The organism is Lachnobacterium bovis DSM 14045, from assembly GCF_900107245.1.
GTDB lineage: Bacteria > Bacillota > Clostridia > Lachnospirales > Lachnospiraceae > Roseburia > Roseburia bovis.
The window spans coordinates 114,678-126,564 of sequence record NZ_FNPG01000005.1 but is presented as its reverse complement, the minus strand read 5'-3'; the positions used below and the strand labels follow the sequence as shown (position 1 = coordinate 126,564).

The following is an 11,887-nucleotide window of genomic DNA, read 5'->3' as shown; positions in this document are numbered from 1 at the left end:
AGGCTGTTTTTATGTCGAGAAAAGAAACAAAGGTTGTGAAAATCGGTAATAAAGTCATAGGAGGTAATAATCCCATTTTGATTCAGTCTATGACTAATACCAAAACAGAGGATGTTGAAGCAACTGTTGAACAAATCAAAAGGCTCGAAAAAGCTGGTTGCGATATTATCAGATGTGCTGTTCCAACCAAAGAAGCAGCATATGCAATTAAAGAAATAAAAAAACAGATTAATATTCCTTTAGTTGCGGATATTCATTTTGATTATAGATTAGCGTTATTAGCTATTGAAAATGGAGCAGATAAAATTAGGATTAATCCAGGAAATATTGGTTCCATTGATAAAATTAAAGCTGTTGTCGATGCTGCAAAAGAAAAAAATATTCCAATTAGAGTTGGTGTTAATTCAGGTTCTTTAGAAAAGGATATAGTCGCAAAGTATTCAGGGGTTACTGCTGAAGGTTTAGTAGAGAGTGCGTTAGATAAAGTACGTATAATTGAAGATTTAGGATATGATAATCTTGTGATTAGTATTAAATCCTCAGATGTTTTAATGAGTGTAAAAGCGCATGAATTAATTGCAGACAAAACAAATTATCCATTGCACGTAGGAATTACAGAGTCGGGAACTATTTTGCGTGGTAATATTAAATCTTCAATTGGTTTGGGAATTATTTTAAATAAAGGAATTGGAGATACAATTAGGGTTTCTCTAACAGGTGATCCAGAACAAGAGATTATTACTGCTAAAATGATTTTAAAGACATTAGGCCTTAGAAAAGGTGGAGTAGAGGTTGTTTCATGCCCTACCTGTGGTAGAACACAGATTAATCTTATCAAGCTTGCTAATGAAGTTGAGGAATTAGTGGCAAATTATTCGTTAGATATAAAAGTAGCTGTAATGGGTTGTGTTGTTAATGGTCCAGGCGAAGCCAAAGAAGCTGATTTAGGAATTGCAGGAGGCAAGGGTGAAGGATTAATCATAAAAAAAGGTGAGATTTTTAAAAAAGTTCCTGAAGCTGAACTTTTATCAGAATTAAAAAATGAGTTAGATCATTGGGGAGAGTAAAATTGAAGAAATTTTTTGATGTTTTTCCAACCTTAAAGATAAAAGATAATAGTGTAAATGCATTAATGACAGAGGCAGTAGTAACTAAAGTAAGTGCGAATCGTGACAATAGTCGGATTCGCATTTATTTACATTCTACGAGATTGATTTTTAAGAAAGATCTTCATTTAGTTGAATCAGAAATTAAGAATCAACTTTTTCCAAAAAATAGTATTGAAATTAATATTATTGAAAAATTCACGTTGTCAAGTCAATATAATGCGCAAAAATTGTTTGACATATATAAAGAAAGTATTTTCTCAGAATTAAATGAACATAGTATTTTAGAGGGAAATTTACTTCGTAAGGCAGATATTAGTTTTACAGATGAAAAACATATGACACTTGTTTTAGAAGAAACGATTATTGCTAAAACAAGAAAAGATAATATTGTTCATTTTTTGGAAAAAGTTATTTGTGAAAGATGTGGATTTGATGTAATTATTAATCCTTTGTTTAAAGAACCTCAGGAAAGTAAATATAGAATAAACAGCGAAAAACAGATACAAGAAGAAGTGGCTCATATTGTTGAAAGAACTAATCTTGCTAGTCAAAAGAAGCAAGAAACTGAAAGCGTTAAGAGTGTTCCAAGGTCTAATAATACTAATATGGAGGATAAAAAGGACGCTCATTCTACTAATAGTGTGAAAAATACTATTGATAAAAATGAGTCATATAAACAGCAAGATACGTCAACAAATCAGAATTTTTCTTCAAATGCTCAAAAAAGCAGATTTACTAAAGGTGAAAACAAAAGATTTGATAGATATAAAAAATCAAATAATCCAGATGTTGTTTATGGTAGAGATTTTGATGAAGAATCAATTGCAATTGAAAAACTAGATGAGCCAATTGGAGAAGTTGTAATTAGAGGAAAAATATTATCAGTAGATACAAGAGAAATACGTAATGAAAAAAATATTGTTATCATTAATGTTACTGATTTCACAGACTCTATATCCATAAAAGCATTTGTTAGAAATGATCAATTAGATGATATTTTGTCATATGTAAAAAAAGGTGCTTTTATAAAAGTAAAAGGAAACGCTGCTTTAGATAAATATGATAATGATGTTGCAATTACTAATGTTGTTGGTATTAAAAAAATGAACGATTTTACAGTTGAAAGAATTGATACTGCACCAGAAAAAAGAGTAGAACTTCATTGTCATACTAAAATGAGCGATATGGATGGCGTTACAGATGTAAAAGAACTTGTAAAAAGAGCAATGAAATGGGGACACAAAGCTATTGCCATAACTGACCACGGAGATGTTCAAGCATTCCCTGATGCAAATCATGCTGTGGAAGGATGTGATTCGGACTTTAAAGTTATTTATGGAGTAGAAGCATATTTAGTAGATGATACAAAAGATATTATAGTGGATTCTAGAAATCAATCTTTAGATGAAACATATGTTGTTTTTGACTTAGAAACAACGGGATTTAGTCCTGAAAATAATAAAATTATTGAGATTGGAGCTGTTAAAGTTGAAAAAGGAAAGATAATAGATCGATTTTCTACTTTTGTAAATCCACAGGAACCTATACCTTTTAGAATTGAGGAATTGACGTCTATTAATGATAGTATGGTCATAAATGCTGAAGTTATCGAAAAAATACTCCCAAAATTTATTGAATTTTGTAAGGGAGCAATAATGGTCGCTCATAATGCCGATTTTGACATGAGTTTTATCAAACATAATTGTAAAATTCAAGAAATTGAGTTTAATCCAACAATTATTGATACAGTCGCATTAGCTAGAATGTTGATACCATCGTTGAATAGATTTAAACTAGATACAGTTGCAAAAGCTGTGGGTGTTTCATTAGACCATCATCACAGAGCAGTTGATGATGCAGAGTGTACAGCTGAAATATTTGTAAAATTTATTGAGATGCTTAAAAAGCGTGATTTAGATACTCTAGATAAAGTAAATAAAGTTGGAAATTGTTCAGTAGAGACAATTATGAAAATGCCAACGTATCATGCAATTATTTTGGCAACATGTGACCAAGGACGTACAAACTTATATAAACTAGTTTCGGATTCTAATGTTGTTTACTACCATAAGAGACCTAGAATACCTAAAAGTGAATTTATAAAACATAGAGACGGTTTATTGATTGGATCAGCTTGTGAAGCAGGAGAATTGTTTAAAGCCATAGTTGGAGGTAGACCAGAGGAAGAAATTGCTAGATTAGTTGAATTTTATGATTATCTTGAGGTCCAACCAATTGGAAATAACCAGTTTATGTTGGAAGATGATAAATATCCAGCAAAGACACTAGAGGATTTACGAGATTATAATAGAAAAATTGTTAAATTAGGTGAAGAATTCAATAAATTAGTAGTTGCCACTTGTGATGTTCATTTTATGGATCCAGAAGATGAAGTTTATCGAAGAATCATAATGGCTGGAAAAGGCTTTAAAGATGCAGATAATCAGCCTCCTCTTTATTTGCACACTACTGAAGAAATGTTGAATGAGTTTTCTTATTTAGGAAGTGCAAAAGCTGAGGAGATTGTTATAAAAAATCCAAATAAAATTGCAGACATGTGCGAAAAAATTTCACCAGTACGCCCGGATAAATGTCCACCTGTAATCGAAAACTCAGATCAGATGTTAAGAGATATTTGTTACAATAAAGCACATAAAGTGTATGGCGAGAATTTACCTCCTATTGTAAAAGAAAGACTTGATAGAGAATTAAACTCTATTATTTCTAATGGATATGCCGTAATGTATATTATTGCTCAAAAACTTGTATGGAAATCAAACGAGGATGGATACTTAGTTGGTTCCCGAGGATCTGTAGGAAGTTCTTTTGTGGCAACTATGTCGGGTGTTACAGAAGTAAATCCTATTCATGCTCATTACGTTTGCCCAAATTGTAAATATAGTGATTTTGATTCTGATGTAGTTAAGTCTTTTGCAGGTCGAGCAGGATGTGACATGCCAGATAAGAAGTGTCCGGTTTGTGGAACACCATTGTCAAAAGATGGATTTGATATTCCATTTGAGACTTTCCTTGGTTTTAAAGGAAATAAAGAGCCAGATATTGACTTGAATTTTTCAGGAGAATATCAAAGTAAAGCTCATAAATATACAGAGATTATTTTTGGTGAAGGTCAGACATATAAGGCTGGAACGATAGGTACATTAGCAGATAAAACAGCATTTGGTTTTGTAAAAAACTATTATGAAGAGCGTGGTGTTCATAAAAGAGTATGTGAAATTGATAGAATTGTACAAGGATGTGTAGGTGTTAGAAGAACTACAGGACAACATCCAGGTGGTATTGTAGTTTTACCTATGGGTGAAAAAATATATACTTTTACACCAATTCAACATCCGGCTAATGATATGACGGTTGATATAACAACAACACATTTTGATTATCATTCGATAGATCATAATTTATTAAAATTAGATATTCTAGGTCATGATGATCCTACAATGATTAGAATGCTGCAAGATTTAACAGGATTAGATCCTACTGAAATTCCATTAGATGATAAGTCGGTTATGTCTTTGTTCCAAAATACTAGTGCATTAGGCGTTACACCTGAAGAGATTAGAGGATGTGATTTGGGCGCTCTTGGTATTCCGGAATTTGGAACTGATTTTGCGATGGGAATGCTTCGAGATACTAGACCAAAAGAATTTTCAGATTTGATTCGTATTTCAGGATTATCACACGGAACAGACGTATGGCTTGGAAATGCCCAAACACTTATTCAAGAAGGAAAAGCTACAATTTCTACAGCAATTTGTACTCGTGATGATATTATGACGTATTTGATTCAGAAAGGATTAGAGTCAGAAGAAGCTTTTAAAATAATGGAAGCAGTTCGAAAGGGTAGAGTTGCAGGAAAGAAATGTGCAGAGTGGGATGAATGGAAACAAGATATGATAGATCATGGAGTGCCAGATTGGTATTTGTGGTCTTGTGAAAAAATTAAATACATGTTCCCGAAAGCTCATGCCGCAGCGTATGTTATGATGGCATGGAGAATAGCGTATTGTAAGGTTTATTATCCGCTAGCATATTATGCAGCTTATTTTTCTATAAGAGCAACAGCGTTTAATTATGAACTTATGTGTATGGGACAGGAAAAACTAGAAAGTTACATGGATGAATATGAAAAAAGATCAGATTTGTCCAAAAAAGAACAAGATACATATAAAGATATGAAGATAGTTCAAGAGATGTACGCTAGAGGCTTTGAGTTTATGCCAATAGACGTTTATGTTGCAAAGCCAAGTCGTTTTCAAATAATTGATGGTAAATTAATGCCAGCGTTTAATACAATAGATGGTTTAGGCGATAATGCGGCAATAAATATAGCAGAGGCATCTAAGGATGGCCCATATTTATCGAAAGATGATTTTAAAGACAGAACAAAAGTTCCACAAAAGGTTTGCGATAAAATGGCAGAGATGGGATTATTAGGTGATATTCCAGAATCTAATCAGTTGTCATTATTTGATTTTGCATAAATTTTATAAATAGTTAAATTAATAATATTAAAGAAAAGAGGTATTAATCATAGGTGAATTCCGTGTTAGGCAAACTTATAGAAAACTATGATTGTATACCTCTTTTCATTTTTTATATTTTCATTTATAATTCGATTTTATTTATTCAAGAAAACTTTAAAATTTTCAGGGGCAGTAACAGGTGCACAATATACTTCTTTTGAAGAATAATCTGTAAAGAATAAATATTTTGATGTAATATGTATATTTTTGAAAACACCAATCTTAATCTCATTTGGTTCTTCATTTTTTCTTAAATCCTTGTAGAATAATCCAGGTTGTGTTGGATCATTTTTTTGATAAACGACAATATTGCTACCAACATTGTAACAATCAACTCTATCTTTTATTATGGTTTTTGGTTGCCCACCGGAAGTTGTTTTAACCAGAGAATAATTATTATCAACGTCCATGTAATATATGTTGGAATTTTTATCAACTATAGGGCGATAACAATTACAATTATAAAAAAGAGTTGAAGTATCTGTGTTTGTACTGAATTTATATAAATCTCCATTTTTTTCTGTATTGTTGTAATAAAACGCTTCCTCTAGTGCGCTACATGTGAATATATAGGTTGGCATGACTTGAGTTCTATTTGTGCCATCAATACATACTTTGTAGAGAGATGTGGCATTTTCATCATCATAATGAAGATAATAAATGTAATTTCCGAGTAAAGAAGCGTAAATGCAAGGATCTTGATCTAAAATTAGTGCTTTACCAGGTTTGGCTTTGTTAATCCTGCATAAACTATTGTTATTATATGAAAAGAAAGAATAATCATTATCAGATTTTGTATTATTTCTAACATAGTATAAATAATTTTTATCAGCATTTATATACATAACAGAGTCGTCATTTATTTTTTCAGGATTAGTTAGGTCACTATTCATTTTGTATAGTTTGAATTCATCACGGGGATTGGCAAAATAAATCACGTTGTCAGATTCACAAAACAATCCAGCATTATATAGATTACCAGGTGTGTTTCCATTTACAAAGGAAGTATTCATAATAGTAACATTCTTTTTTCTAGAATTAAAATATGAAAAAAGACAAACACCGATAATAATAATTAAAATAACTAATCCTATAATAGATTTAATCTTTTTTTTCAAAGTAACGCACCTCCTTAAAAGGAAATATTAAATAATAACTTGTAAATTAAGTAATATTGTAATATTATTTTAGATATAAAATGGGGTGAGTGTCAAATGATATCATCACTCCATTAATATTTCGAAAAAAATGAAAAAGGACTTTAGTAAAATGAAAGAAGATTTAATAAAAATAAGAAATGAAATCGATGAGATTGATAGTAAAATCGTTGAATTGTATGAAGCAAGAATGAAGATGTCGGAAAGAGTTGCTAAGTATAAAATAGAAAATCAAAAGGCTGTTTTAGATAAAGAAAGAGAAAAAATCAAATTACAAAAGGTAGGTGATTTGACAACTTCTGAATATACAAGAAATTGTATAATAGATTTATATAAACAGATTATGTCTATGAGCCGTGAAAGACAATATCAATTATTGACTGAAAATGGGAAGATTGAAAAGCCTAATTTTACAGCTGTAGAAGAGTTAGACTTTAGTAATTCTAAAATTGTATTCCAAGGGGTTTCAGGTGCATATACTGAGCTTGCTATGAAAGAATATTTTGGAGAAAACTGTGATAATTTTCATGTTAACACTTGGAAAGAAGCAATGGAAGCGTTAAAAAATAACGAAGCAGATTATGCAGTCTTTCCATATGAAAATTCAAGTGCGGGTATTGTTGCAGAAAATTTTGATTTGTTAGTTGAATATGACAACTTTATTGTTGGTGAACAAATTATAAAAATAGAACATTCTTTATTGGGACAAAAAGGGGCTAAAATAGAAAATATTAAAAAAATATTTTCACATCCACAAGCATTTATGCAATGTCAAAAGTTTGTTGATAAGCATAAGAGCATTAATAAGATTTCAATGAAGAATACAGCAATGGCAGCTAAAAAAATAAAAGAAGATAACGATATTACTCAGGCTGCAATTGCAAGCAAAAGCTCAGCGAAAATATATGATTTAGATATTATACAAGAGTCAATCCAGGACAATAAAGAAAACTATACAAAGTTTATAATTGTTACAAATAAAAAAATATATAATAAGAGTGCTAAGAAGATAAGTGTGTGTTTTGAAGCACCACATGAGAGTGGATCGTTGTATCATATGTTATCACATATAATTTATAACAATTTAAATATGGATATGATTCAATCTAGGCCAATTAAAGAAAAAAACTGGAAATATAGATTTTTCGTTAATTTTGAAGGAAATCTTGAGGATGCAGCAGTGATAAATGCATTAGTTGCACTTAAACAGGATGCAGTATCCTTTAGAATACTTGGTAATTATTAAAAATAATTGACAAAAAATATTATAATTTAATGGAACTTTAGATAAAGATTGGATATAATTAAATTAAGACATTATTATATTTACATGAGGAAATGAGGTGCATAGTTTGGATATTCATACATTTGCAGCAATATACATTGGATCATATGAAGTAAGTCTTAATATATATGAAATATCATATAAAAAAAGAATTAAAAAGATAGATAATATTAGATATCATATAGAGCTTGGAAAAGAGGCTTTCTCAAAAAAACGCCTAGGTTATGAGGCAGTTGAAGAACTATGCTCAAAATTATCTGAGTTTTCTAAGATAATTCAAGGATATAAAACAGACGCGTATGAAATATATGCGTCTGCAGTTTTAAGAGAAGTTACAAATGCTACATTTGTGCTAAATCAGATTTTTCTACGTACAGGTTTTTCTATAAAAGTTATAAATAATTCAGAACATAGATTTATTAGTTATAAGTCTGTTGCTGGACGAGCCGGATTTGATAGAATAATAAAGGGGTCAGCAGCAGTTGTTGACATCGGCGGTTCAGGAACACAGGTCACGTTGTTTAGAGATGGTGAGCTTGTAACAACTCAGCATATAGGTTTGGGAACAATGAAAATTAGAACCTTGCTTGACAATAGAGGAAATACATATTCATCATATTGTAAACAGGTGGAAGAATATATTGTTAAAAAATTGGAAACATTCACATCATTATATGAGTGTGAGGTTGAAAATATAGTAATTATGGGTGATTATGCGCCTGAAGTTATTAGAAAAGTTGATAAAAATAATCGAGAAGATAAAGTTGTTAAAACAGAAAAGTTTGTTAAATATATTTCTAAAATTCAAAAAAAGACGGTAGAGGAAATATCAAAGGAACTTAATCTTGCAAATGAAAGTGATCCTTTTGTATTGCCTGCTATTTTATTGTTTAAAAATCTTGCTTTATCCGTTAAATCAAAAGAGGTTTATGTCCCTGGTGTAAACATAAATGATGGAATAGCATATAATTATGCTGAAAAAAATAAACTTGTTAAAGACACTCATGATTTTGATAAAGATATTTTGTCAACGGCTAAGGAATTGTCTAAACGATATAATAGTTATTCACCGCATATAGATGCATTGTGTAAATTGTCAGTTAAGATTTTTGATACAATGAAAAAAAATCATGGATTAGGCAAGCGTGAGAGGTTATTGTTACAAGTTGCGGCAATACTGCATGATTGTGGAAAATATATAAGTTTGGCTAATTCTCCACAATGCGCATATTATATTGTTATGTCATCAGAAATCATGGGATTGTCACATTTAGAGAGAAAGATTGTTGCACTTGCAATTTTATATAATACATATCAATTAAATGAATTTGAATATTTGTCTCAAAAATTAGATCATGATGCATATTTAGTTGTTGCAAAATTATCGGCAATTTTAAGAGTTGCAAATGCGTTAGATCAAAGTCATAAACAGAAATTTTCAAATATAAAAATTTCTATTAAGGGACGAGAATTAATTATAAAGCTTGAGAGTTTTGAAGATATTTCGTTAGAACAAACATTGTTTGATGATAAAACAGAATATTTCGAAAATGTGTTTAGTTTGAAACCTATTTTAAAAGAAAAAAGAGTGTATTTGGAATAATAGGAGGTGTGAAATGGAAAAAATCGACTTTGAAAATTCTAAATACTATGAGAATAGAGAATTAAGTTGGATAAAATTTGATAGAAGAGTTTTAGATGAAGCAAGAGATAAGAATATTCCGTTGTTAGAAAGATTGAAATTTTTAAGTATCACATCTTCGAATTTAGATGAATTTTATATGGTTCGTGTTGCATCACTTAAGGATATGGTTAATGCTGATTATCGAAAAAAGGATATAGCAGGAATGAATGCAACGGAACAATTAGCAGCGATAAATGAGGCAACAAGAGAACTTACAAAATGTCAATATTCAACGTTTACTAATTCACTTGTTCCATTATTAAAACAAAATAAGATTAATTTAATTAATGAGTATGAAAAATTAAGTGCAGAACAAATTGAATTTGTAGATAATTATTTTATGGATAATGTTTATCCGGTTTTGACACCTATGGCGGTAGACGCTTCGAGACCGTTTCCTTTGATTAGGAATAAGACATTAAATATTGCAGCGCTACTAAAAAGTAATAAAGAAAAAGAAAATACGATGTTTGCAACGGTTCAGGTACCAGGTGGATTAAATAGATTAGTTACAATTCCTAATGAAGATGGGGACGAAAAAACTTTTATATTATTAGAACAGATAATAGAAAGAAATTTAGATAAACTATTTTCAAATTATGAAATTTTATGTGCTTATCCCTACAGAGTAATGAGAAACGCAGATTTTACAATAGATGAGGACGAAGCATCAGATTTATTATTGGAAATTCAAAACAAATTAAAGCTACGTCAATGGGGAGAAGCTATCAGATTAGAGGTAGAGAATAAAATAGATGATAGGTTGTTAGGAATTTTAAGGCGAGAATTAAAACTAGATAATGAAGAAATCTTCAAGATTCCTGGCCCGATAGATCTTACAGTTTTATCAAAATTGTTTGATTTAAAAGGGTATGACAATTTGAGGTATGAAAAATACATACCACAACAAGTGCCACAAATTAATCAGGATAAGAATATTTTTGCAAATATTAGAGATGGTGATATTTTAATACATCATCCTTACCAGTCTTTTCAGCCGGTCGTTGATTTTATAAGACAAGCTGCAGCAGATCCAAAGGTTTTAGCAATAAAGCAAACATTATATAGGGTTAGTGGAAATTCTCCAATCATAAGGTATCTTGCCCAGGCTGCAGAAAATGGCAAACAGGTTACCGTTTTGGTAGAATTAAAGGCAAGATTTGATGAAGAACATAATATTGTTTGGGCAAAAAAATTAGAAAGATCTGGATGTCATGTAATTTATGGCTTGGTTGGATTGAAAACGCATAGCAAGATAGCTCTTGTTGTTCGAAGAGAAGAAGAAGGAATAAGACGATATGTTCATTTAGGAACAGGAAATTATAATGATTCTACAGCAAAAGTATATACGGATTGTGGTATTTTTACATGCAAAGAATCAATTGGGGAGGATGCAACTGCTGTTTTTAATATGTTATCAGGTTATTCTGAACCTTTATCGTGGAATGAGTTAGTACTTGCACCATATTGGTTAAGAGATAAGTTTTTGTATTTGATTAAAAGAGAAATCAATAATGTAAAAAATGGATTAGAAGGACGTATAATTGCAAAAATGAATTCTCTTTGTGATAAAGAAATAATTAAAACATTATATATGGCATCAGCAGCAGGAGTAAAAATAGATTTAGTTGTAAGGGGAATTTGCTGTTTAAAAGTTGGAATTCCTGGTGTTAGTGAGAATATTACAGTTAGATCTATAGTAGGAAATTTCTTAGAACACAGTAGAATATTTTATTTTTTTAATGGTGGAGAAGAAGATATTTTTTTGGGAAGCGCTGATTGGATGCCAAGAAATTTAGATCGAAGAGTTGAAATTGTTTTTCCTGTTATTGATTCAAAATTAAAAGAGCGTGTCAAACATATTTTAGATATAGAATTAGAAGACAATGTTAAGGCAAGGGTACTAACGTTTGAAGGTCAATACCTAAAAATAAATAGGCGAGGGAAAAAACCAATTAATTCTCAGATGATTTTTTGTAAGGAAGCAAAGGAGCTGGTAAAAAAAGACTCATTATCAGTTGGTAGAGTGTTTATCCCAACTGAATAATATAAAAAGTATTTTAATAATCATTAGTATCATATTAAAATCCTTAGCTTAAAGTAATGAG

Annotated in this window: 6 protein-coding genes; 5 read left to right on the top strand and 1 reads right to left on the bottom strand. The window is 30.5% G+C overall.

Annotated features, from left to right (window positions below; all coding sequences use genetic code 11):
- Window positions 1-11 precede the first annotated feature (11 nt).
- Window positions 12-1,067 (top strand): flavodoxin-dependent (E)-4-hydroxy-3-methylbut-2-enyl-diphosphate synthase, encoded by a 1,056-nt coding sequence (gene ispG, locus BLV79_RS01805; RefSeq protein ID WP_074715666.1) that lies wholly within the window; start codon window positions 12-14, stop codon window positions 1,065-1,067.
- 2 nt (window positions 1,068-1,069) lie between these two features.
- Window positions 1,070-5,611, top strand: coding sequence for a PolC-type DNA polymerase III (locus BLV79_RS01800; RefSeq protein WP_074715665.1), 4,542 nt, complete (start codon window positions 1,070-1,072; stop codon window positions 5,609-5,611).
- 137 nt (window positions 5,612-5,748) lie between these two features.
- On the opposite strand, the gene BLV79_RS01795 is transcribed toward BLV79_RS01800, so the two are convergent.
- Window positions 5,749-6,771 carry a DUF5050 domain-containing protein gene (locus tag BLV79_RS01795; protein WP_074715663.1) on the bottom strand — a complete coding sequence of 341 codons (1,023 nt, stop codon included), beginning with the start codon at window positions 6,769-6,771 and terminating at the stop codon, window positions 5,749-5,751.
- A 151-nt stretch (window positions 6,772-6,922) separates the two neighbouring features.
- Between BLV79_RS01795 and BLV79_RS01790 the strand changes: the two genes are divergently transcribed.
- From BLV79_RS01790 to BLV79_RS01780, 3 genes are all read left to right on the top strand, one after another.
- Complete coding sequence (locus tag BLV79_RS01790; RefSeq protein ID WP_074715661.1) at window positions 6,923-8,056, top strand: bifunctional chorismate mutase/prephenate dehydratase; 1,134 nt, start codon at window positions 6,923-6,925, stop codon at window positions 8,054-8,056.
- Between the two features lie 106 nt (window positions 8,057-8,162).
- A complete protein-coding gene (locus BLV79_RS01785; protein WP_074715659.1) occupies window positions 8,163-9,698 on the top strand; it encodes a Ppx/GppA phosphatase family protein in 1,536 nt (511 codons plus the stop codon).
- A 13-nt stretch (window positions 9,699-9,711) separates the two neighbouring features.
- Window positions 9,712-11,826 (top strand): RNA degradosome polyphosphate kinase, encoded by a 2,115-nt coding sequence (locus tag BLV79_RS01780; RefSeq protein ID WP_074715657.1) that lies wholly within the window; start codon window positions 9,712-9,714, stop codon window positions 11,824-11,826.
- Window positions 11,827-11,887 lie beyond the last annotated feature (61 nt).

Bases quoted from the DNA above. Each gene is read 5' to 3' on its own strand.
- BLV79_RS01780 (WP_074715657.1), top strand. From the start codon at position 9,712: ATGGAAAAAATCGACTTTGAAAATTCTAAATACTATGAGAATAGAGAA.
- BLV79_RS01790 (WP_074715661.1), top strand. From the start codon at position 6,923: ATGAAAGAAGATTTAATAAAAATAAGAAATGAAATCGATGAGATTGAT.
- ispG (WP_074715666.1), top strand. From the start codon at position 12: ATGTCGAGAAAAGAAACAAAGGTTGTGAAAATCGGTAATAAAGTCATA.